22 protein-coding genes are annotated in these 22,661 nt (G+C 68.0%); 12 read left to right on the top strand and 10 right to left on the bottom strand.

Annotation, left to right across the window (positions count from 1 at the left end; all coding sequences use genetic code 11):
- Positions 1-4: 4 nt before the first annotated feature.
- Positions 5-262: a molybdopterin converting factor subunit 1 gene (gene moaD / locus DCN14_RS24080; protein WP_006758354.1), complete on the top strand. Its 258-nt coding sequence runs from the start codon at positions 5-7 to the stop codon at positions 260-262.
- Positions 263-272: 10 nt separating this feature from the next.
- Complete coding sequence (locus DCN14_RS24075) at positions 273-749, top strand: molybdenum cofactor biosynthesis protein MoaE (RefSeq protein WP_034188668.1); 477 nt, start codon at positions 273-275, stop codon at positions 747-749.
- 49 nt (positions 750-798) lie between these two features.
- Here DCN14_RS24075 and DCN14_RS24070 read toward each other — a convergent pair whose 3' ends face one another.
- Positions 799-1,359, bottom strand: coding sequence for a group III truncated hemoglobin (locus DCN14_RS24070; RefSeq protein ID WP_096503019.1), 561 nt, complete (start codon positions 1,357-1,359; stop codon positions 799-801).
- A 273-nt stretch (positions 1,360-1,632) separates the two neighbouring features.
- On the opposite strand from DCN14_RS24070, the gene DCN14_RS24065 reads away from it, so the two are divergent.
- Positions 1,633-2,151 carry an Rrf2 family transcriptional regulator gene (locus DCN14_RS24065; RefSeq protein ID WP_096503017.1) on the top strand — a complete coding sequence of 173 codons (519 nt, stop codon included), beginning with the start codon at positions 1,633-1,635 and terminating at the stop codon, positions 2,149-2,151.
- Positions 2,152-2,306: 155 nt separating this feature from the next.
- The gene (clpB, locus tag DCN14_RS24060; protein ID WP_096503015.1) at positions 2,307-4,904 is read left to right on the top strand and encodes an ATP-dependent chaperone ClpB; all 2,598 of its coding nucleotides are present in this window, start codon (positions 2,307-2,309) and stop codon (positions 4,902-4,904) included.
- A gap of 132 nt (positions 4,905-5,036) precedes the next feature.
- Here clpB and DCN14_RS24055 read toward each other — a convergent pair whose 3' ends face one another.
- Entirely contained in the window at positions 5,037-5,468 is a 432-nt protein-coding gene (locus tag DCN14_RS24055) for a YidB family protein (protein ID WP_096503013.1), read from the bottom strand.
- Between the two features lie 88 nt (positions 5,469-5,556).
- Positions 5,557-6,156, bottom strand: coding sequence for a helix-hairpin-helix domain-containing protein (locus tag DCN14_RS24050; protein ID WP_096503011.1), 600 nt, complete (start codon positions 6,154-6,156; stop codon positions 5,557-5,559).
- A gap of 324 nt (positions 6,157-6,480) precedes the next feature.
- Here DCN14_RS24050 and DCN14_RS24045 point away from each other — a divergent pair, with 324 nt between their 5' ends.
- On the top strand, positions 6,481-6,942 hold the full coding sequence (locus tag DCN14_RS24045; RefSeq protein ID WP_096503009.1) for a MerR family transcriptional regulator: 462 nt from the start codon (positions 6,481-6,483) through the stop codon (positions 6,940-6,942).
- A complete protein-coding gene (locus DCN14_RS24040) occupies positions 6,926-7,360 on the top strand; it encodes a carboxymuconolactone decarboxylase family protein (RefSeq protein WP_162826238.1) in 435 nt (144 codons plus the stop codon). The genes DCN14_RS24045 and DCN14_RS24040 overlap by 17 nt, the downstream gene beginning before the upstream one ends.
- A gap of 27 nt (positions 7,361-7,387) precedes the next feature.
- Here the strand turns inward: DCN14_RS24040 and DCN14_RS24035 are convergent, their stop codons facing one another.
- Positions 7,388-9,319, bottom strand: coding sequence for a sigma-54-dependent Fis family transcriptional regulator (locus DCN14_RS24035; RefSeq protein ID WP_096503008.1), 1,932 nt, complete (start codon positions 9,317-9,319; stop codon positions 7,388-7,390).
- 535 nt (positions 9,320-9,854) lie between these two features.
- Between DCN14_RS24035 and DCN14_RS24025 the strand changes: the two genes are divergently transcribed.
- The 6 genes from DCN14_RS24025 (at position 9,855) to lipA (ending at position 15,959) form a co-directional block, all read left to right on the top strand.
- The gene (locus DCN14_RS24025) at positions 9,855-10,913 is read left to right on the top strand and encodes an NAD(+)/NADH kinase (RefSeq protein ID WP_096503004.1); all 1,059 of its coding nucleotides are present in this window, start codon (positions 9,855-9,857) and stop codon (positions 10,911-10,913) included.
- Between the two features lie 61 nt (positions 10,914-10,974).
- A complete protein-coding gene (locus DCN14_RS24020) occupies positions 10,975-11,751 on the top strand; it encodes an SDR family NAD(P)-dependent oxidoreductase (RefSeq protein ID WP_096503002.1) in 777 nt (258 codons plus the stop codon).
- Between the two features lie 77 nt (positions 11,752-11,828).
- Entirely contained in the window at positions 11,829-12,812 is a 984-nt protein-coding gene (locus tag DCN14_RS24015) for a thiamine pyrophosphate-dependent dehydrogenase E1 component subunit alpha (RefSeq protein ID WP_096503000.1), read from the top strand.
- Between the two features lie 54 nt (positions 12,813-12,866).
- Positions 12,867-13,871: an alpha-ketoacid dehydrogenase subunit beta gene (locus DCN14_RS24010; protein ID WP_096502998.1), complete on the top strand. Its 1,005-nt coding sequence runs from the start codon at positions 12,867-12,869 to the stop codon at positions 13,869-13,871.
- 4 nt (positions 13,872-13,875) lie between these two features.
- Positions 13,876-14,991 (top strand): acetoin dehydrogenase dihydrolipoyllysine-residue acetyltransferase subunit, encoded by a 1,116-nt coding sequence (locus DCN14_RS24005; RefSeq protein ID WP_096502996.1) that lies wholly within the window; start codon positions 13,876-13,878, stop codon positions 14,989-14,991.
- A gap of 2 nt (positions 14,992-14,993) precedes the next feature.
- Positions 14,994-15,959: a lipoyl synthase gene (lipA, locus tag DCN14_RS24000; RefSeq protein WP_096502994.1), complete on the top strand. Its 966-nt coding sequence runs from the start codon at positions 14,994-14,996 to the stop codon at positions 15,957-15,959.
- Between the two features lie 15 nt (positions 15,960-15,974).
- Here lipA and DCN14_RS23995 read toward each other — a convergent pair whose 3' ends face one another.
- The 6 genes from DCN14_RS23995 to DCN14_RS23965 form a co-directional block, all read right to left on the bottom strand.
- The gene (locus DCN14_RS23995; RefSeq protein WP_096502992.1) at positions 15,975-17,330 is read right to left on the bottom strand and encodes an MATE family efflux transporter; all 1,356 of its coding nucleotides are present in this window, start codon (positions 17,328-17,330) and stop codon (positions 15,975-15,977) included.
- Positions 17,331-17,332: 2 nt separating this feature from the next.
- Entirely contained in the window at positions 17,333-19,165 is a 1,833-nt protein-coding gene (locus DCN14_RS23990) for a UDP phosphate-alpha-4-amino-4-deoxy-L-arabinose arabinosyl transferase (protein WP_096502990.1), read from the bottom strand.
- 142 nt (positions 19,166-19,307) lie between these two features.
- Positions 19,308-19,574, bottom strand: coding sequence for a type B 50S ribosomal protein L31 (locus DCN14_RS23980; protein WP_050013208.1), 267 nt, complete (start codon positions 19,572-19,574; stop codon positions 19,308-19,310).
- 157 nt (positions 19,575-19,731) lie between these two features.
- Positions 19,732-20,565, bottom strand: coding sequence for a M90 family metallopeptidase (locus tag DCN14_RS23975; protein ID WP_096502988.1), 834 nt, complete (start codon positions 20,563-20,565; stop codon positions 19,732-19,734).
- Positions 20,566-20,603: 38 nt separating this feature from the next.
- On the bottom strand, positions 20,604-22,160 hold the full coding sequence (locus DCN14_RS23970; protein WP_096502986.1) for an MFS transporter: 1,557 nt from the start codon (positions 22,158-22,160) through the stop codon (positions 20,604-20,606).
- The gene (locus DCN14_RS23965) at positions 22,157-22,657 is read right to left on the bottom strand and encodes a MerR family transcriptional regulator (RefSeq protein ID WP_096502984.1); all 501 of its coding nucleotides are present in this window, start codon (positions 22,655-22,657) and stop codon (positions 22,157-22,159) included. The genes DCN14_RS23970 and DCN14_RS23965 overlap by 4 nt, the downstream gene beginning before the upstream one ends.
- Between the last annotated feature and the right edge of the window lie 4 nt (positions 22,658-22,661).

Genomic DNA, 22,661 nt, shown 5'->3' with positions numbered 1-22,661 from the left:
ATCCATGAAGATTCAACTGAAATTCTTTGCAAGCGTGCGCGAGGCGCTGGGCGTGTCCGACGAACAGGCCGACGTGCCGGACGGCGTGACGACCGTCGGCGACGTGCGCGCATGGCTGCGCCTGCGCGGCGGCGCGTGGGCCGAGACGCTCGCCGAAGGGCGCGCGTTGCGCATGGCGTGCAACCACGAGATGACCGACCCCGACACGCGCCTCACCGACGGCTGCGAGGTCGCGTTCTTTCCGCCGGTGACGGGCGGCTGAGGGGCTTGCGATGGCTACGGTACGAGTCCAGGCCGACGATTTCGACCTGAACGCCGAAGTGGCGGCGCTGCGGGCGCGCAACCCGAAGATCGGCGCGGTCGCATGCTTCGTCGGCACGGTGCGCGACCTGAACGAAGGCGACTCGGTCGCCGCGATGGAGCTCGAGCACTATCCGGGGATGACCGAGAAGGCGCTCGAGAAGATCGCCGCCGAGGCTGGCCGGCGCTGGCCCGGCATCGACGTCGCGATCGTGCACCGGGTCGGCCGGCTGTTGCCGCTCGACCAGATCGTGATGGTCGCGACGGTCGCGTCGCATCGCGGCGATGCGTTCGCGTCGTGCGAGTTCGTGATGGACTATCTGAAGACCGAGGCGCCGTTCTGGAAGAAGGAAACGACGCCGGACGGCGAGCGCTGGGTCGATGCCCGCAGTACCGACGACGCCGCGCTGGCGCGCTGGGGCGTTGAATCGGGCAACACGCCGCGTTGAACGCGGCGTTCTCGTTGCGGCGATGTGCCGCAGGCGCCGGATTGCCGCGTTACGCGTCCGGATCGGTGCCGCGCCCGATGATCTTCGTCGGAAACGGCTCGCCGCGGGCGCGTGACGGCAGCGCATGCGCGTCGTCGCCGCCATCGCGGCGGCGCGGCGCGATCGCATCGAGCAGCGCCTGCTGCTCGGGCGGAATCTGATAGTCCCAGCCGAAGCGGCTCAGCTGCAGGCTTTGTGCGATCCGTAGCGCGGGTTCCATGAAGCGGATCGCCGCGAGCGGCGTGTAGCGTGCCTCGACGGTCTTCAGGAACAGCGACAGCCAGCGGCTGAAGTGCGCGGGTTCGATTCCGTCGAGCGGCTGGTGCGCCTGCTGCACGTTGCCGCGATAGCCCTTGGTGCCGAGCACGAGGCTCGACCAGAAGCTGACCATCTTCGGCAGATGATCGTCCCAGCGGCCGTTCAGTTTCGCGTCGAATACGGGCCCGAGCAGCGGGTCGGCGCGGACGCGGTCGTAGAACGCGTAGACGAGGTCGCGGATGTTGTCTTCGGTCGGTTCGGCGTCGCGGGGGCGGGCCGGTGCGGTATCGGGCGAGGCGGGCAGGGCGGTCATGACAAAAAGGCCGGGAAAATCGGAGCGTTGGGGCTTCGGCGACGCGGCGGCATGACGCAGGTGCGGCCGATGCGCAGGACGCCGACAGGATTTTGACGCAAAATAGCGTCCACCAAGGCCTGAAAAATGTGCGTATGCCATGCATCTTATTGTGTGCAGGCCGTCCGGGCAACCCGGGCCTGTCAGGCGGCAGTCAAAAGCCCGGCCGGCGCGCGCTCCCGGTGATCCGGGCTGCATAATCGGGGCACGATCGACAATTTTCCGTATTCGCTCATGAGACTCACCGACTACACCGACTATTCGCTGCGCGTGATGTTGTACCTTGCCGTGCGCGGCGAGGGGCTCGCGACGATCCAGGAGATCTCGGACGCCTACGGCATCTCGAAGAACCATCTGATGAAAGTGGTGCAGCAGCTCGGCGAGCTCGGCTGGGTCGACACGGTTCGCGGCCGCAACGGCGGGCTGCGGCTCTTCCCCGAATCGCTGGCGCTGACGGTCGGGCAGGTCGTGCGCGCGACCGAGAGCGATTTCGCGCTGGTCGGCTGTTTTTCCGCCGACGGTGACGAGTCGCGCGGCTGCGTGATTGAGCCGCAGTGCCGTCTGAAGGGCGTGCTGGCGGCCGCGCGCGATGCATTTTTCGCCGAGCTCGATCGTCATACGGTCGGCGAGCTGGCCGCGCCTGCGTCGCCGCTCGTCGCGCTGCTCGGCATTCGGCCGATCGCGCTCGTGCGTGCCGAGCCGTCGGAACCCGACGCGGCTGCGTCCGCCGGGTCGCCGTCGAAGGCCGGCTGACGCGCGCCGCACGCCTCCATTACCCGGCTGCAACCGGCCGGCAGGCCGCTTGTCGCCGCCCATCGTTTTTTGCGCTGAATCAACCCGAATTTCGCTTGAAACCCGCATAACCATCCTCATCTTGGTGTTAATCGAAAATTGGAGGTCTCGACTAAATGAGAATCGACAAGCTCACCACCAAGTTCCAGGAAGCACTCGCGGACGCGCAAAGCCTTGCGGCAGGCCGCGACAATCAATACATCGAACCCGTTCACGTACTGGCGGCACTCGTCGCGCAGCAGGACGGCTCCGCCCGCTCGCTGATGTCGCGCGCGGGTGTTCACGTGCAGGCGCTGCAAGGCGCGCTGAACGAGGCGATCTCGCGCCTGCCGCAAGTCACGGGTACGGGCGGCGACATCCAGATCGGCCGTGAGTTGGCCGGGCTGCTGAACCAGGCCGACAAGGAAGCGCAGAAGCTCAACGACACGTTCATCGCGAGCGAGATGTTCCTGCTCGCCGTGTCCGACGACAAGGGCGAAGCCGGCAAGCTCGCACGCCAGCACGGCCTCACGCGCAAGGCGCTCGAAGCCGCGATCGCCGCGGTGCGCGGCGGCTCGCAGGTGCACAGCCAGGATGCGGAAAGCCAGCGCGAGGCGCTGAAGAAGTACACGGTCGACCTGACCGAGCGCGCCCGTGCAGGCAAGCTCGATCCGGTGATCGGCCGCGACGACGAAATCCGTCGTTCGATCCAGATCCTGCAGCGTCGTACCAAGAACAACCCGGTGCTGATCGGCGAGCCGGGCGTCGGCAAGACCGCGATCGTCGAAGGGCTCGCGCAGCGGATCGTCAACGGCGAAGTGCCCGAGACGCTGAAGGGCAAGCGCGTGCTGTCGCTCGACATGGCCGCGCTGCTCGCGGGCGCGAAGTATCGCGGCGAGTTCGAGGAGCGCCTGAAGGCGGTGCTCAACGACATCGCGAAGGACGAAGGCCGGACGATCGTGTTCATCGACGAGATCCATACGATGGTCGGTGCCGGCAAGGCCGAAGGCGCGATGGATGCGGGCAACATGCTCAAGCCTGCGCTGTCGCGCGGCGAGCTGCATTGCATCGGCGCGACCACGCTCGACGAATACCGCAAGTACATCGAGAAGGACGCCGCGCTCGAGCGCCGCTTCCAGAAGGTGCTCGTCGACGAGCCGAGCGTCGAGGCGACGATCGCGATCCTGCGCGGGCTGCAGGAGAAGTACGAACTGCATCACGGCGTCGACATCACCGACCCGGCGATCGTCGCCGCGGCCGAGCTGTCGCACCGCTACATCACGGACCGCTTCCTGCCCGACAAGGCGATCGACCTGATCGACGAGGCTGCATCGAAGATCAAGATGGAAATCGATTCGAAGCCCGAAGAGATGGACAAGCTCGACCGCCGGCTGATCCAGCTGAAGATCGAGCGCGAGGCCGTGAAGAAGGAGCAGGATGAAGCGTCGCAGAAGCGCTTGCAGCTGATCGAGGAGGAGATCGATCGCCTCGGCCGCGAATATGCGGACCTCGAGGAGATCTGGACCGCCGAGAAGGCCGCGGTGCAGGGCAGCGCGCAGTTGAAGGAAGAAATCGAGAAGGTGCGTGCCGACATCGCGCGTCTGCAGCGTGACGGCAAGCTGGAGAAGGTCGCCGAACTGCAGTACGGCAAGCTGCCGCAACTCGAGTCGCAACTGAAGCAGGTCACGCAGGCCGAAGAGCAGGAGCAGCACAACCCGACGCGTCCGCGGCTGCTGCGCACGCAGGTCGGTGCGGAAGAAATCGCGGAAGTCGTGTCGCGCTCGACCGGGATTCCGGTGTCGCGGATGATGCAGGGCGAACGCGAGAAGCTGCTGCATATCGAGGAAAAGCTGCACGAGCGCGTGGTCGGCCAGCATGAGGCGATCAGCGCGGTCGCCGATGCGATCCGTCGTTCGCGCGCGGGGCTCGCCGATCCGAACCGTCCGTACGGCTCGTTCCTGTTCCTCGGCCCGACGGGTGTCGGCAAGACCGAGCTGTGCAAGGCGCTGGCGTCGTTCCTGTTCGATTCAGAAGAGCACCTGATCCGCATCGACATGAGCGAGTTCATGGAGAAGCACAGCGTCGCGCGGCTGATCGGCGCGCCGCCGGGCTATGTCGGCTACGAGGAAGGCGGCTACCTGACGGAAGCCGTGCGCCGCAAGCCGTACAGCGTGATCCTGCTCGACGAGATCGAGAAGGCGCATCCGGACGTGTTCAACGTGCTGCTGCAGGTGCTCGACGACGGTCGCATGACCGACGGGCAGGGGCGCACGGTCGATTTCAAGAACACGGTGATCGTGATGACGTCGAACCTCGGCTCGCAGGTGATCCAGGCGATGACGGGTTCGCCGCAGGAAGAGATCAAGGACGCGGTGTGGCTCGAAGTGAAGCAGCACTTCCGTCCGGAGTTCCTGAACCGGATCGACGACGTCGTCGTGTTCCATGCGCTCGACCGCAGCAACATCGAGTCGATCGCGAAGATCCAGCTCGCACGCCTGCACGACCGGCTCGCGAAGCTCGACATGGCGCTCGAGGTGTCGCCGGCGGCGCTCGAACAGATCGGCAAGGTCGGCTACGATCCGCTGTTCGGTGCGCGGCCGCTGAAGCGCGCGATTCAGCAGGAGATCGAGAACCCGGTCGCGAAGCTGATCCTCGCGGGCCGCTTCGGTCCGAAGGACGTGATCCCGGTCGACGTCAGCGACGGCAAGTTCGTGTTCGACCGCGTCGTGCACTGATCGCCGGTCATCGGCCGCACGCCCGGTTCGCGCCGGGCGCGCAAAAACAAACACCCCGCTCAGGCGGGGTGTTTGCATATGGAGCGGCGGAAACGGATGAAGCGGCTGCCCCGGCTGTCGTGCGCGGTGCGCTCAGGCCTGCTTGTTGCCGCCGAACATGCCGGCGAGCTGCGACAGTGCGCCGAGCACGTTCGACGTGTCGACCTGGCCGTCGGCCGGCACTTCGCCGTTCGGCGTCGCGTGGTTCACGACGTGCGGCAGCACCTGCGCGAGGATCGACGATGCTTGCGCCGGATCGATGCCCACCTTGCTCGCGAGCGCGCCGACGGCGTCCGAGCCGAGCACGTTCTGCAGCGTATCCGCCGAGATCGGCTGGTTTTCGCCGCTGCCGACCCACGAGCCGATCACGTCGCCGGCGCCGCCGGCCTTGAACTTCTCGATCAGCCCGTTCAGGCCGCCCGGCTGGTTGTTGATGAATTCGAGCGCGGTCGTGATGAGCGCGCTTTGCGAGTTGCCGCCGGCCTGGCCGCCGATCAGACCGCCAACGATGTCGAGGAGACCCATGGTTCTTCACCTTCACTGAAAAGGGCGCCGTAACGGCGGCGCCCGTTGAACGAATGCCGCGCGCACGCCGTCGCGCGCGCGGCGCGCATCAGGCGCCCGACGCCGCGGCGGCGGAGGCTGCCTTGTCCTTCTTGCTCTTCTTCTTCGAACCCTTCGTCGCCTTCGTGGACGACGCTGCGGACGGCGCGCTCGCGCCCGCGTCGGCGGCTGCCGCCGCGGCTGCGGCCGCCTTCTCCTTCTTCGACGCACGCTTGCTCTTGGCCGGCTTGGCCGCCGCTTCCGGCGCGCTTGCGGCCGGCGCCGCCGTGCCGGCCGTCGCGGTTGTCGACGTCGTCGCAGTGCCCGCCGGCGTCGTGGTGGTCGTGGTGGCCGACGTCGTCGCGGCCGGCTTCGACAGCTTCACGCCCTTGGGCGGCGTCGACGAGCCGCCGATCGTCAGGCCATTTTCCTCGAGATGCCCGACCGACTTCGTGCCGAGGCCCTTCACGCGATTCGCGAGATCGTCCGCATCCTTGAACGGGCCGTTCTTGGCGCGTTCGTCGATGATCGCCTTCGACTTCACGGGCCCGAGACCCTTTACCGATTCGAGCGCGGCCTGGTCGGCCGTGTTGACTTCGACGGCCGCGGCCAGGCCGGCGGCGAGTGACAGCGACAGCGCGACAAACAGCATCAGCAGCTTTTTCAGCATGGCAAAGGCTCCCAGGTTTCAACGGATGAATGGTTGTTGCAACGGACGGTGGAGCGACGCCTGTCCAAGCGTTGCCGTTAAGCATAGGACAAATGCGTGCCCTTTTTAAGACAAGCTGTCCGAATCTTGCTGAAGGCTTGCGTCGCTGTAAAGACGGAACGCGCTGCCGGGCCGCGATTTTGACCATTCTTTACGGTATCCGCCGATGTCTGACGGTGGGTGTCGGAAGGGTGGGTGTCGGAAGCGACGGCCGCAAATTGACGCGCTGGCCGTTCGGCAACGCTTGACTTAGAGTGAACTCTAACTCCTAACCTTGAGCGTGCCATGTCGATCACCGTTTCCACTCCTTCCTCTGCCGGCCCGCTGACGATCGGGCAAGTCGCCGCGCTGACGGGCGTGTCGACGCACACGTTGCGGTACTACGAGCAGGCCGGGCTGCTGCGCGCGATTTCGCGCACGGCGGCCGGGCACCGGCTCTACGCGCCGGCCGATCTCGACTGGCTCGCCTTCGTGATGCGGCTGAAAGCGACCGGCATGCCGATCGCGCAGATGCAGCAGTTCGCGGCATTGCGCGCGCAAGGCGAGTCGACGTTCGGCGCGCGCCGACGGTTGCTGGCCGCGCATCGCGATGCGGTGCGCGTGCATATCGAGGCGCTGCAGGCGAGCCTCGACGCGATCGGCGACAAGATCGCGTACTACGAGACGCGGGAGCGCGAGACGGAACGACGGGCGAACACTTCCCATTCATCATCGGAGCAGGACGGACATCATGGAACGATTCGTTGACGATCGCTATGCGCGCGGCTGGAACAAACTGAAGGAAATCGACGGCGAAGTGGGCGAACGCGTGATCGCGGCCCTCGCGCCGATCGCGCCCGATTTCGGGCGTCTGCTCGTCGAATTCGGATTCGGCGACATCTATAGCCGGCCGCAGCTCGACCTCAAGTCGCGCGAGATTGCGACGATCGCCGCGCTGGCCGCGCTCGGCAACGCCCAGCCGCAACTCAAGGTGCATGTCGAGGCGGCGCTGAACGTCGGCTGCACACACGACGAAATCGTCGAGGTGTTCATGCAGATGGCCGTGTACGCGGGATTTCCGGCCGCGCTGAATGCGCTGTTTGCCGCGCACGAGGTATTTGCCCGGCGCGATGACGCACTCGCCACGGACGACGGCACGACCGAAGCGGTCGCGCACGCGGCGTGATGCACCGCGCGCCGCGTGCCGCGCGTGTCAGATGCGGTGCGGCGCGACGATCCGGTGCTTCGCGATTCGCCGGTACAGCGTCGCGCGTGAAATGCCGAGCGCCTGGGCCGCTGCATCGGGGCGCCAGCGATGCGCGGTGAGCGCCGCGACGATGCGGCCGCGCTCGTCGTCCGGCAGCGCGCCGGCCGGACCGGCGCCGAGCTGCGCGGCGAGATCGGCCGGCAGGTCGCGCCGCGTCACGCGTGCGGCGTCGCACACCGCGCACGCATAGCGCAACACGTTACGCAGTTGCCGTACGTTGCCGGGCCACGGGTACGCGGCGAGCTGCCCGGCGAGTGCCGGGTCGAGCGTGAGCACGTGGCCGGTCGCCTGCGCTTCTTCCGCGAACACCGTGGCGATCACGTCGCCCACGTCGGCACGCTCGCGCAGCGGCGGCAGCGCGAACGTCGCGCCGCTCAGCCGGTAATACAGATCCTCGCGGAACGTGCCGTCGGCCACCATCTGTCCGAGATCGCGGTGCGTCGCGCAGATCACGTCCAGATCGACGCGCACGGGCGTGTCGCTGCCGAGCGGCACGACTTCGCCGTCGGCGAGCACGCGCAACAGGCGCGTCTGCAGCGCGAGCGGCATGTCGCCGATTTCGTCGAGAAACAGCGTGCCGCCGTCGGCGAGTGCGATCTTGCCGCGTGCGCCGTGCTTGCGCGCGCCGGTAAACGCGCCGGCCGCGTAGCCGAACAGCTCGCTTTCGATCAGCGCCTCGGGCAGCGCGCCGCAGTTGACCGCGACGAACGGCCGTGCGCGTCGCGCACCGGCGTCGTGGATCGCGCGGGCGAACACTTCCTTGCCCGCGCCGGTTTCGCCGAGCACGAGAATCGGCAGCCGCTTGCTCGCGACGCGCAGCGCGAGTTCGGCCTGCTGCGCGATGCGCGCGTCGCTGCTGTGCAGGAACGGCGTGAGCGCGCCGACGTGGCGCAGCGCGGTGCCGGGGCGGCGCGATGCCGGGGCGGCCCGTGCCGTGCCGGCTTCGCGGCCGGCGCGCCGTAGCGGCGCGCGCAGCCGTGCATAGAGCGGGGCGCCGGTTGCGCGCAGCCGCAGCGCGACGATCGTGTTGAGCCGCGCGGCATCGCGCAGCGGCATCTCGGTCGCGTCGAAGATCTCGTCGATGTGGCGCGGTTCGCACAGCGCCGGCAATGCGTCGCGCGCCTGGCGGTTCGCGGCGACGATATTGCCGCAGTCGTCGAACGCGATCAGCCATTCGGGCTGCGCCTCGACATAGTGACGATTCGGATGCCCGAACAATATCCAGTGCTGCGCGGTGCTGTGCACGAAATAGCCGTCCTCGATCAGTCCGGCGCTTTGCCGCACGAGCTGGTACACGAGGCGCTGGCTGTCGCGGTTGTCCGGCGACTGGACGGCCGATGCATCGAGCACGCCGATCAGTTCGCCGCCCGGCGAGAAGATCGGGGCCGCGCTGCAGGTGAGCGTGGTGAATGCCGCGCGAAAGTGATCGGTCTTGTGCACGGTGATCGGCGCGAGATCGGTCAGCACGCTTGCGACGCCGCACGTGCCTTCCTCGCTTTCCGACCAGCACGAGCCGATGTGCAGGCCCGCATGACGGAAGTCGTTGCGGCGTTCGCGCTCGATCCGGTAGTCGATCGTCACGCCGTGCGCGTCGGTCAGCATCACGCAATAGTCGGCAACGCGAATCATGTCGTGCAGGCGCGTCAGGCACTGCCCCGACGCGCGCAGGAACGCTTCCTCCTTGTCGCGCACCTCGCGCAGTTCGGCCGCGGTCAGCACGCGCGGGCCGATCGACGAAGCCGGGTCGAGCGCATAGCGCTCGAGCGAGCGTTGCCACGACGACACGAGACGCGAGGAGTCGGCCGGCGCGGGCAGGCGCCCGGCGAGCGCGCCGAGCACACGGTCGGCGTGCTGGGCCTGGGGGACGGCATAGGGCATGGTCGGCTCCGGTTCCGTACGGCGGGGAATTCGCTGTTCTTGTAGCACATCCGCTTCGGCGGATCACATTGCATCGCAGCATGCGCGACGCATGAGACGTTCGTCTCACCGGCATCTCAACGGGTCTCGCGGGGCTGAGACGCATGGGCGAGCTATGTGCGATGGGCGTGCGGATCGCGGTGGCGCGCGCCGTGCCGCGATCCGCGCGGTTTGCCGGATAGCTCGGCGTGCGCGCCACGCTGCCGAAACATGCGCGCTGCGAGATCGACGCGATGAGACGCACGCGCCGTTTCGCGACGCGTACGCGCGTCATGGCGGCCCGTGTCGAACCCGTGCACCGCCGCCGAGCCAGTCCGCACGCGGGTTTCCCGGTCGTTGCACACACGGTGGCACGCCGCTTGCAGATATCACGGCAAGCCCGGCGCAGTCGCGTCGGCGACGACGATCCGCCGCCCTCGATGGCGGCGGACGACACATGCAGGGCCGGCGCGCGCACCCATGCGCGGGCGCCGGCCCACTGGATGGAGACAAGCCCGTGACGACGCCCGTGACCGTCGGCGTGATCGCGAACCCCGCATCGGGGCGCGACATTCGCCGCCTGACGACGCATGCATCCGTGTTCCCGACGGCGGAGAAGGCCAACATGGTCGTGCGCCTGCTCGCCGGCCTCGGCGCGATGGGCGTCGAGCGCGTACTGACGTTGCGCGACAAGACGGGCATCGCGACGCTGCTGATGCGTGCGCTCGATACGCATCGTGCGGTCGCCCCCCACGAGCGCTGGCCCGACGTCGAATTCGCCGATCTGCCGATCTCCGATACGGTCGCCGACACGCAGGCCGGTGCCGCCTACATGCGCCGGATGGAAGTCGCGCTGATCGTCGTGCTCGGCGGCGACGGCACCCATCGCGCGGTCGCCGCGCATTGCGGCGCGACGCCGCTCGTCGCGCTGTCCACCGGCACCAACAACGCGTTTCCCGAACATCGCGAGGCGACGGTCGCAGGCGTCGCGGCCGGGCTTGCCGCGACCGGCGCCGTGCCGGCCGACGTCGCGTTCACGCGCAACAAGCGGCTCGTCGTGCGCTGCACGGCCGGTTCCAACGCGGGACGCGAGGAGATCGCGCTCGTCGACGTGTGCGCGGCGCGCCAGCGCTTCATCGGCGCACGGGCGATCTCGGGCCCCGACGACATCGACACGCTCTATCTGACTTTCGCGGAACCGGACGGCATCGGGTTGTCCGCGCTCGGCGGCGCGTGGGCGCCGCTCGAGCGCAGCGCGCCGCACGGGCTCGCGATGCGTTTTGCCGCCGACGGCAAGGCGGCCGGCACGCCGCTCATCGCACCGATCGCACCGGGCCGCGTCGATCGCGTCGTGATGCGCAGTTGCGAGCGGCTCGAACCAGGCGCGTGGCAGACGATCCCGTTCGAGCACGGCACGCTCGCGTTCGACGGCGAACGCGAGATCGAGGTTGCGCGCGGCGATCGCTACGAGATCGCACTCGACTGGCGGGGGCCGCTGACGGTCGACGTCGGCCGCACGCTGCGTTACGCGTCGTCGCGGCAGTTGCTGCGCGACGCCGGCGCGTGGCGCAACTGACCCCCCGTTTTTTCGACGACGCATCGCTTCCATTTCAGTCAATCGACAAGGAGACATCGCCATGACAGCCGTTCTCGAAGGACAGGTCGCCATCGTCACCGGCGCCGCGCGCGGCATCGGCCGCGGCATTGCGCTGACGCTGGCAGGCGCGGGTGCCGACATCCTGCTCGCGGATCTGCTCGACGACGCACTCGACGCAACCGCGCGCGAGGTGCGTGCGCTCGGCCGGCGCGCGGCGGTCGCGAAGGTCGACGTCACGCAGGCCGCGCAGGTCGACGCGATGGTCGCGCAGGCGCTCGCCGAACTGGGCCGGCTCGACATCCTCGTGAATTGCGCGGGCGTGATCAGCATTCATCCGGTCGAGGCGTTGACCGAGCGCGACTGGGATTTCGTGATGGACGTGAATGCGAAGGGCACGTTTCTCGGTTGCCGCGCGGCGCTTCCGCATCTGAAGGCGCAGCGCAGCGGCCGGATCATCAACGTCGCGTCGATCGCCGGCAAGGAAGGGTTTCCGAATCTCGCGCACTACAGCGCGTCGAAATTCGCGGTGGTCGGATTCACGAACGCGCTGGCGAAGGAACTCGCGCGCGACGGCGTGACCGTCAACGCGATCTGTCCGGGCATCGTGCGCACCTACATGTGGGACCGGCTGTCCGACGAATGGAAGAACGACGGCGAGTCGGTCGAGGCGTCGTGGCAGCGGCACCAGCTCATGCTGATTCCGCAGGGCCGCGCGCAGACGCCGGAGGACATGGGCCGGCTCGCGCTGTTCTTCGCGACGATGGACAACGTGACCGGCCAGGCCGTGAACGTCGACGGCGGCTTCACGTTCCACTGACGGCCGCAGGCCGTGCAATCCGTCGCCGGGGCGTTGCCGCGGCGGCATTCGCAGTCAGACCTACCCAGGAGACACACATGACCGTTTCGACACAGCTCAGCAGGGACAAGCTGCTGGACGCCTACTGGCTGATGCGCACGATCCGCGAATTCGAGGAGCGCCTGCACGTCGAGTTCGCAACCGGCGAAATTCCCGGCTTCGTGCACCTGTACGCGGGCGAGGAGGCATCCGCGGTCGGCACGATGCTGCACCTCGGCCTCGACGATTACGTCGCCACCACGCACCGCGGCCACGGCCATTGCATCGCGAAAGGCGTCGACGTGCACGGGATGATGGCCGAGATCTACGGCAAGAAGACGGGCGTTTGCCACGGCAAGGGCGGCTCGATGCACATCGCCGACCTGGCGATGGGGATGCTCGGCGCGAACGGGATCGTCGGCGCGGGCGGCCCCCTCGTGTGCGGCGCGGCGCTCGCGGCCAAGCACAAGAAGACGGGCGGCGTCGGCGTGTGCTTCTTCGGCGACGGCGCATCGAACCAGGGCGTGATCTTCGAGTCGATGAACCTCGCGTCGGTATGGCGGCTGCCGGCGATCTTCGTGGCCGAAAACAACGGCTATGCGGAAGCGACGTCGTCGAGCTGGTCGGTCGCGACCGACAACATCGCCGATCGCGCGAACGGCTTCGGCATGCCCGGCGTGATCGTCGACGGCTTCGACTTCTTCGCGGTGCACGAAGCGCTCGGCGAAGCGGTCGCGCGTGCGCGCAACGGCGGCGGCCCGACGCTCGTCGAGGTGAAGTTCACGCGCTATTTCGGCCACTTCGAAGGCGATGCGCAGACCTATCGCGCGCCGGGTGAAGTGCAGAAGCTGCGCGACGAGAAGGACTGCCTGAAGCATTTCGAGACGCGCGTCGTGCGCGCCGAAGCGCTGACGACCGACGAGCTGCGCGCGGTCGACGCGCAGGTGAAGGCGCTGATCGACGACGCGGTCGCGCAGGCGAAGGCCGCGCCGCTGCCCGATGCCGCCGACCTGCTGACCGACGTGTACGTGTCGTACCCGTGAGCGCGATCTGACCCAGCAGCCGGTACGGCGAACCGAACATTCCAGGAGACAGACATGGCAAGGAAGATCACTTATTCGCAGGCGATCAACGAGGCGCTCGCGCAGGAAATGGCGCGCGACGACAGCGTGATCGTGATGGGCGAGGACAATGCGGGCGGCGCGGGCGCGCCGGGCGAGGACGACGCGTGGGGCGGCGTGCTCGGCGTGACGAAGGGGCTGTTCCACAAGTTTCCGGGCCGCGTGCTCGATACGCCGCTGTCCGAAGGCGGCTACATCGGCGCGGCGGTCGGCGCGGCCGCGTGCGGGATGCGGCCCGTCGCGGAACTGATGTTCATCGATTTCATGGGCGTGTGCTTCGACCAGATCTTCAACCAGGCCGCGAAATTCCGCTACATGTTCGGCGGCAAGGCGGTGACGCCGGTCGTGATCCGCGCGATGTACGGGGCCGGCCTGCGCGCGGCCGCGCAGCACTCGCAGATGCTCACGTCGCTGTTTACGCACATCCCGGGGCTGAAGGTCGTGTGCCCGGCGACGCCGTACGACGCGAAGGGGCTGTTGATCCAGGCGATCCGCGACAACGATCCCGTGATCTTCCTCGAACACAAGCTGCTCTATACGCGCGAAGGCGACGTGCCTGAGGAATCCTATGCGATTCCGTTCGGCGAGGCGAACATCGTGCGCGACGGCGACGACGCGACCATCGTCACCTACGGCCGGATGGTGCATCTCGCGACCGACGCGGCCGCGAAGCTCGCGAAGGACGGCATTCAGGTCGACGTGATCGATTTGCGCACGACGTCGCCGCTCGACGAGGAAACCATCCTCGAAAGCGCGGAGCGCACCGGACGCGTGGTGGTCGTCGACGAAGCGAATCCGCGCTGCTCGATCGCGACCGACATCGCCGCGCTCGTCGCACGGCGCGCATTCCATTCGCTGAAGGCGCCGGTCGAACTCGTGACCGCGCCGCATACGCCCGCGCCGTTCGCCGGCGTGCTGGAAGACCTGTACATCCCGTCCGCCGATGCGATCGCGCGGGCGGTACTGAAGACGAGGAGCTGACACGATGTCGATTCACATGATCACGATGCCCAAGTGGGGGCTGTCGATGGAGCAGGGGCAGGTCAACGGCTGGCTGAAGGCGCTCGGCGAGCGCGTGACGAAGGGCGACGAAGTGCTCGACGTCGAGACCGACAAGATCTCGTCGGGCGTCGAGTGCGCGTTCGACGGCACGCTGCGCCGGCAGGTCGCGCAGGAAGGCGAGACGCTGCCGGTCGGTGCGCTGCTCGGCGTGGTCGCCGCCGCCGAGGCGAGCGATGCGGACATCGATGCGGCGATCGCCGAATTCCAGCGCGACTTCGTGCCGAGCGCGGCGTCCGACGAAGCGGCCGGACCGCAGCCCGAGAAGGCGCAGATCGGCGGCCGCACGGTACGTTTCCTGAAGCTGGGCGACGGCACGGGCACGCCCGCCGTGCTGATCCACGGCTTCGGCGGCGACCTGAACAATTGGCTGTTCAACCATGCGGAGCTCGCCGCGCACCGGCCCGTATGGGCGCTCGATTTGCCCGGCCACGGCGAATCGGGCAAGGCCGTCGACACGGGCAGCCTCGACGAACTGGCCGACGCGGTGCTCGCGCTGCTCGACGCGCAGCACATCGAGCGCGCGCACCTGATCGGCCACTCGATGGGCGGCGCGATTGCGATGGCGGCGGCCGAGCGTGCGCCGCAGCGCGTGGCGTCGCTGACGCTGATCGCGAGCGCCGGGCTCGGTGCCGAGATCAACCGCGGCTACATCGACGGTTTCGTCGCCGGCAACAGCCGCAACACGCTGAAGCCGCATCTCGGCGCACTGTTCGCGGACAACGCACTCGTCACGCGGCAACTGGTCGAGGATCTCGTCAAGTACAAGCGGCTCGAAGGCGTACAGGCCGCACTCGAGAAGATCGCGAACGCCGCGTTCGACGGCGCCGCACAGCGTCGCGTGTTCCGCGACCGCATCGCGGCGCTCGCACCGCGCACGCTCGTGATCTGGGGCGAGCGCGACCAGGTGATTCCCGCGCAACATGCGCACGGCTTGCCGGATGGCGTGCGTGCCGAGGTGATCGCCGGCAGCGGTCACATGGTGCAGATGGAGGCGGCCGCCGACGTGAACCGCCTGATCGTCGCATTCCTCGGAGACTGACGATGGCCGCCGCGCTTGAACGACCCAGCTTCACCGCGCTCGGCCAGCCGGGCGCGAGGAGCCGCGACAAGCTCGCGCGCATTCCGGTGCGCATCGAGCCCGCGGCCGGCGCGGCGCTGCCGAAGCCGCCGTGGCTGCGGGCGCGGCCGATGATGAGCGGGGCGGTCGCCGACATGGCGGCCGTGCTGCGCGATCACCGGCTGCATTCCGTCTGCGAGGAGGCGATGTGTCCGAACATCGGCGAATGCTTCGCGCAGCGCACGGCGACCTTCATGATCATGGGCGGCCTGTGTACCCGGCGCTGCCCGTTCTGCGACGTCGCGCACGGCCGTCCCGAGCCGCTCGACCCGGACGAGCCCGCGCGGCTTGCCGATGCGGTCGCGGCGCTCGGGCTGCGCTATGTCGTGATCACGTCGGTCGACCGCGACGACCTGCGCGACGGCGGTGCCGCGCATTTCGCCGCCTGTATCGCGGCGGTGCGCGCGAGCGTGCCGGGTATCGGCGTCGAGGTGCTGACGCCCGATTTTCGCGGCCGCGTCGCCCGTGCGCTCGACGCGCTGTCGGTGGCGTGGCCTGACGTGTTCAATCACAACATCGAGACGGTGCCGTCGTTGTATCGCGCGGCGCGACCGGGCGCCGACTATCGCGGCTCGCTCGAACTGCTCGCGCAGGCGAAGGCCGCGCGGCCGACGCTCGTGACGAAATCGGGATTGATGCTCGGGCTCGGCGAGCGGGACGACGAGGTGAGGCGCACGCTGAGCGAACTGCGCGCGCAGGAGGTCGACGTGCTGACGCTCGGCCAGTATCTCGCCCCGTCCGCGCACCATCTGCCGGTGCGGCGCTACGTGAGCCCGGACGCGTTCGCCGCTTGGCGCGACGAGGGGCTTGCGCTCGGTTTCAGGGAGGTGGTCGCCGGTCCGCTCGTGCGCTCGTCGTATCACGCGGCCGACGTGCTGGCGCACGCGTAGGCAGCCGGCGGCGCGTCAGGCGCGCACGGGCAGGTGGGCGCGGCTCACGCGCCGCAGATACAGCGCGAGCCCCGCGCCCGCCAGCATCAGGCTGATCGTGTTGGCGAACCAGAAGCCGCGCGCGCCCGTCAGCCACGCGGGTGCGATGCCGCCGACGTCGAAGCCGATCACGTAGCCGCCGCCGAGCCCCACGCCCCACAGCGCGACCGCGTAGATCACGGTCGGCACGACCGCGACCTTGTACGCGCGCAGCACGAAGGCGGACGTGATCTGCAGCGCGTCGAAGAAGTGATAGCAGGTGACGATCGCGACGAGCGGCAGCGCAGCGGCTGCGACGGCCGGATTCGGCGTGTAGCCGCTGACGATCAGCGGACGCAGCGTGAACACGAGCACGCCGTACGCTGCGGCGATCCCGCACGCGAGCATCACGCTGTGGCGTCCGAGCAGCAGTGCCTCGTCCGGGCGGCCGGCGCCGAGCGCGCGCGCGACGAGCGTCGACGCCGCCACGCCGATCGACAGCGGCGTCATGTACAGTACCGCGCCGATGTTGCCGGCGATCTGGTGGCCGGCGAGCGTCGTCGTGCCGAACTGCGCGATGAAGAGCGCCATGCACGTGTACGACGTGACTTCGATCAGGTACGACAGGCCCATCGGCACGCCGAGTTTCAGGATCGCCTTCTGGCGCGCCCATACGGGCCAGCAAAAGCGCGAGAAGATCGACAGCGGCGCGAACACGTCGAGCTTCGCGAGCAGCGTGAAGCCGATCAGCGCGAGCGCCCAGTTGATCAGCGTGCTCGCGAGCCCGCAGCCGGGGCCGCCGAGCGCCGGCACGCCGTAGCCGCCGAAGATGAACCACACGTTGAGCGGAAACTTGAGCAGCAGCGCGCCGATCTGCAGGATCATCGCGAGCCGCGGCTTGCCGGCCGCATTGGTCAGCGCGTTGTAGATCCGGAATACGAGGCTGGCCGGCAGGCCGTACGACAGGATGCGCAGGTAATCGACGGTGCGGTCGTGCAGCGCGGGCGGCGCGTGTGCGATATGCAGCAGCGGTTCGGGAAAATGCAGCAGCAGGAAGCCGGGTGCCGCGAGCATCAGCGCGAGCCACAGCGCCTGGCGGACTTCCTCGCCGATCTCCGCATGGCGCCGCGCGCCGTACAGTTGCCCGGTGATCGGTTGCAGCGCGGACAGGATGCCCGTCAGGCCGATGTAGACGGATACGTAGATCGACGAACCGAGCCCGAGCGCGGCCAGGTCGATGGCCGAGTAGCGGCCGACCATGGCCGTGTCGATCACGCCGAACGCGATGATCGCGAGCTGGCCGACGAGCACCGGCCATGCGAGGCCGACGATCCGGCGGATGTCGGCGAACATCGTCAATCGACCACCCGGTGGCGCGGGCCGCGCCGCTTGACCGGCGTCTTCGGCCGTTCGATCCGCTCGTACAGGCGGAAGCGCTCGTCGCGGTCGGCGACGCGGCGGCCTTCCCACACGAGACGCCACACGTATTGCGACATCGCGCTCGGCTCGCCGAAGTCGGAGCGATCCTGGCGCAGGATCACGTCGCAGTCGCCCGAGAATTCGAAGTGCATGTCGCCGAAGTACGCGAAGGTCGCGATCTGCGCATCGCCGAGCCGGACAGGCGAGATGCACTCATAGTCTTTCGGCAAGTGGGACGCGATCTGTTGCGCGACGTCGCTGTAGGTCCGGCCGTAATTGACGATCGGCAGCCACAGCGTCATCAGCAGCACCCACATCAGCGTGGTGCCGGCGCCCGACAGCACGACGCTGCGCCACAGCACCTTCGGCTGGCGCGAGATGCGCCAGCGCGCGAGCATGAACCAGCAGACGGTGACGATCACCGCGCAGACGAACGACAGGATCTTGAAATGCGGCTCGTAGCCGGGCACGAGACGCGCGAGGTTACGCGCGAGCGGATGCGGGAAGCCGGTGAGCGACGCGAGCCACACGAGCCAGACGAAGGAGCCGAGAATCGTGAAGCTGAGCACTGCGAACCAGTCGATCGCGTTGATCGCGCCGCGCTTGAGGGTCGGCAGCGCGAAGGTCGCGAGCACCGCGAGCGGCGGCAGCAGCAGCATGTACATGCGGTTCGACTGCTGGCTCTGCAGGATCACGAGTGCGATGAGCGGCACCACGACCGACAGAGGAATCGCGATGTGCGCGCGGCGGCGCATGCCGGTCCAGCTCCACCACGCCCAGATCGCGAGCGGCCACGCGGGCCACGTGAAGAGCGGCAGGTTTTTCGCCGCATAACCGAGCACTTCGGTCGGCGGGCCCGAGAAGCGCATCAGGCTGCCGTGGATCCACTGGTTGAAGAACCATGCGGCGTCGTCGGGCGCCGCGTGGAGCGCGGCGAGCGGCCACAGCGCGAAGATGGCGGCCGAGAGCGGCACGCCGATCATCGGCAGGCGCAGGTTGCGCATCTCCGGCGTGACGAGCCACAGCGCGGCCGTGCCGGCGAGCAGTGCGACGACGAGCACGGGGTTGCCGGACAGCGCGACGAGGCCGATCGCGACGCCCCACCACAGCGCGCCCTGCATCGGCTTGTCGATGCCGCGCACGATGCCGTACACGAGCATCGCGATCCATGCGAACTGGGCGAGCTGCGGCGTCGTTTCGTGGCCGCGTTCCGCGAGTCCGAAGCAGGCGACGAGGATCAGCAGCGCGCCGTCGGCGAGCGTGCGGCCGTAGTCGCGCGGCTCGGGCTCGCCGCCGAATGCGTACTTGAACGGCTGGACTTCGGCGCGCCGGCCGAGCAGGTAGGCGGCGTACCAGACGAACGCGCACGCGATGCAGAACAGCACGCCCGTGTCGACCCGCGATGCGTTGCTCGCGTCGACCCACGGCGCCAGCGCGCGGATCGACAGCGCGCCGAGCCAGTAGCCGAGCGGGCCGTCCGTCGTAATGAACTTGCCGACGAGGTTCGGCAGCAGCCAGTCGTGCCACTGGCCGGTGGCCATCGTCCACATGACGCCGAAGCCCGCCGCGTCCTCGTTCTTCCACGGGTCGCGGCCGAACAGGCCGAACGCCGCATAGACGAGGCACAGCGTGAGCAGCAGCCAGCGCGGCAGCGCGCGCGTGGCGGAGGCGGTCAGACGAACGACAGGCTTCATGCAGATGAGCGATTTGTTATGAGCGGGCGGCCGGCGCAATCGTGCGCGCTCGCGCCGATTTCGAGCATCCGGCATTGTAGACGCGCCGGACGATGCGCGTCAGACGATTGCCCGGTGCCGGCCGCCGGTTTGCCGGCGAGCGGAGACAAAAAAGGGCAGCCTGGGCTGCCCTTTCGTGCGGTACCGGTGCATTGCAACCACCGGATCGGTGCAAGGCTTACTTTGCAGCAGCCTTGCCGTTGGCGCGTGCGCCGAACTTGTTCTTGAACTTCTCGACACGGCCTGCCGTGTCCATGATCTTTTGCTGACCCGTGTAGAACGAGTGCGATTCCGACGACACTTCGATCTTGGCGAGCGGGTAGGTTTTGCCGTCGAGTTCGATGTTTTCACGCGTCTGGATCGTCGAGCGCGTGATGAACTTGAAGCCGTTCGACATGTCTTGGAAGACGACTTCGCGGTAGTTCGGGTGGATGCCTTCTTTCATGGTCTTTCCTTGGTGAGAGCGGTAGCCAACCCGCCGCTTGCCGTGCCGGATCGCGCAATGTGCGCGGATCAGCCGACGTCAAGCCCGGCGCGAGCCACTTGCCTAAGGTCGAAAAACGGCGATTATGCCAGAAAATCAGATGGTTGACGAATATTTTTCAACGTGCGTCGAGCGCGCCGGTGCCGGCCGGATCCTGCCGGTAATAGCGGGCGAGCAGCCGGTAGAGCTCCGGAAATTCGGACTCGAACGCGCGCGGTCGCACGAACAGCGCTTCGCTGCACACCGCGAAGAATTCCGACGGGTGATCGGCCGCATACGGATCGATCAGCGAGTCGCGCTCGAAGCGTGCCCACGCACGGTCCGGCACCGCATCGACCCGCGCGCAGAACTGATCGTACGCGTGTTCGAACACGTCGGCCCATGCCTGCGCATCGAGGTGCGGCGCATGCCAGCGGCGAAATAGGGGCGGATAGCCGTCGGCCGCGCCGTTCACCATGTCGATCTTGTGCGCGAACTCGTGGATCACGACGTTGTACGCGTCGCGGCCGTCGGTCATCTGCGCGTCTTCCCACGACAGGATCACCGGGCCGCCTTCCCATGCTTCGCCGCTCGCGTCCTGCTCGACTTCGTGCACGACGCCGTCCTCGTCCTGCACGGTCTTGCGGATCACGAATTCGCCCGGGTACACGACGACGCCGACCCAGCCGTCGTACAGCGACAGGTCGAGATTCAACACGGGCAGGCACGCCTGCGCGGCGATCGCGACGACCATCGCGTCGGTCAGCTCGAGCCCGTGCGCGGTCGAAAACGATTTCTTCGCGATGAACAGGCTCGTCAGCTCGCGCAGCCGGCCGACGTCGCCCGGCGGCAGCGCGGCGAGGAACGGCAGCCGCTCGACGGTCTGCTGCCACAGCGCGTCGGGAATCGGATGGCTGCGCAGCGCGCGGTCGCGGCGGCGCTCGTCGAACCAGCGGGTCAGTTTCGAAAGCATGGAGACGGCGTACGGAAATCCAAAGCCTGTCTTTTAACTCAATCGATCTCTTTTTGCCATGCCGCAAAGAGGCCGCCGATGAGCGCGACGCCCGCGAGGAAATAGAAGCCGTCGAGCGATGCGAGGAACGACGCCTGCTGTGCGACCATCCGCGCGATCGATGCGATCGCGAGGCTGTGCGCTTCGTTCAGCGCGTGGCCGGCCGCCGCGTAGCTGTGCGTGAGGGTGTCGACGGTTTGCTGGAACACCGGATCGAACGCGTTCGCGCGCTCGACGAGCCGCGTCTGGTGCACGGCCAGGCGGTGCTGCTCGACGATGATCACCGACGACGTCGCGAACGAGATCGTCAGTTGCCGCACGATGTTCTTCAGCCGGTAGCCGTGCGTGTATTCGTCGATCGCGAAGATGCGGAACGTCAGGTTCGCGACGGGCAGCACGATGAACAGCAGCAGCAGCCCGCGCAGCAGCAGCGGGCCGATCAGCGCGGCCTCTCCGACCTGCGGCGTCATCCGCGTCATCCACAGCGCGGCGACGATCGCGATCGCGAACCCCGGCACGACGAACCATTTCTTGTGCGTGACGAGCTTCGCGTAGCGCAGGTAGGCGAACAGCGCGGTGGCCGAGATCAGCGACATCGAGCCGACCAGGCGCCCGGCGTTCTCGACCGGATAGCCGAGGCCGCCTTCGAGCATCCGGGAGGTCAGGTAACTGAAAGCCGTCGACTCGTAGTAATAGAACATGTACAGCAGCAGCCCGACCTGGAACGTGCGCTCGCGCAATGCATGCAGCCGCACGAGCGGCGTCGGATGGTTCCACTGGTGATACGCGAACCACGCGAGCGCACCGAGGCCTGCGATCGTCAGCAGGATCAGCATCGGCGAGCCGCTGTAGAGCTGATAGTGCACCTGCTGCAGCACGATCTGCAGCGCGCCTTGCGCGAGCGCGAACACGACATACGGCCAGAAGTGCCCGGAGCCGCGTTCGTCGTCGGGCGTCCTGCCCGAATCGGGCAGCGTGAGCAGGGCGAGGATCGCGAACGCGATGCCGGCGGGCGCCGTCCATGCGAACAGCGCGCGCCACGTCGAATGTGCGACGAGCAGCCCGCCGACGATCGGCGCAAGCGCGCTGCCGAGCAGGATCATGATCAGGAACGCACGCGTGGCGGGCGGCCGTTCTTGCGGCTTGAAGCTGATCTGGATCAGGATCCGGCAGGCGCCCATCATCGGTCCGATGAAATAGCCCTGAAAGCCGCGCGCGAAGGCGAGTTCGAGCGACGTGTCGGCGAGCGCGGCCGCGATCGCGCCCAGCGAGAACATCAGCATGCAGCCGGCGACGTAGCGGCGATGCCCGAGCCGGTCGACCCACCATTGCTGCTGCAGGATGCCGAGCACGGCCATGACCGCATACGCGCTCGACGACCACACGAGCTCGTCGGGCGACGCGTTGATGCCGCCGGCAATGTAGCTCGCGAAGAATGAGAAGGCCGCGTTGTCGAAATAGTCGATGCCGGTGACGAGCGCGAGCGCCCACGGGAACAGGTCCGCGCGCAGGTTCGCGCGGCTCCACAGCGGCGAGCGGTCGGGCGCGAGGTTCATGCCCGGTCCTTGCGCGAGCGGCGTGTGCCGGCTTCGGCCTGCCGCTGCGCGATCAGCGCATCGGGGTTTTCGCCGGCGAGACGCCGTTCGATGTAGTCGATGTCGTGCTGCAGTTCCTTGCGCAGCGCGACGGCTTCCTTCAGTTCACGCTGGACGGCCGCGATCCGCTCGTCGAGCGTGTCGATCTGCGCGGCGAGGCCGGTGCGGATTTCGCGCAGCGACGTGTCGGAGTAACGGCGTCGCCCGTCGCCCGTTTCCTCGAGCGGGCGCTTGAGCATCTCGGTGATGCCGTGCAGCGAGAAGCCGAGCGAGCGCAGCCGCAGGATGCGGGCGAAGCGTTCGAGATCGGCCTCGTCGTACAGCCGGTAGCGGCCCCCGCTGCGCGACGGGGTGACGAGCCCGCGCTCTTCATAGTACTTCAGCGTGCGGGGCGTGACGCCGAGCCGCGACGCGGCGTCGCTCACGGTCAGCAGCGAGGGCGGGGCGTCGTTCGGCATCGGG

It is taken from the genome of Burkholderia sp. IDO3 (genome assembly GCF_003366075.1).
In the GTDB taxonomy this organism is placed as follows: Bacteria; Pseudomonadota; Gammaproteobacteria; order Burkholderiales; family Burkholderiaceae; genus Burkholderia; species Burkholderia anthina.
Note: the sequence above shows the minus strand (reverse complement) of the source record. Positions and strands in the feature narration are given on the sequence as shown.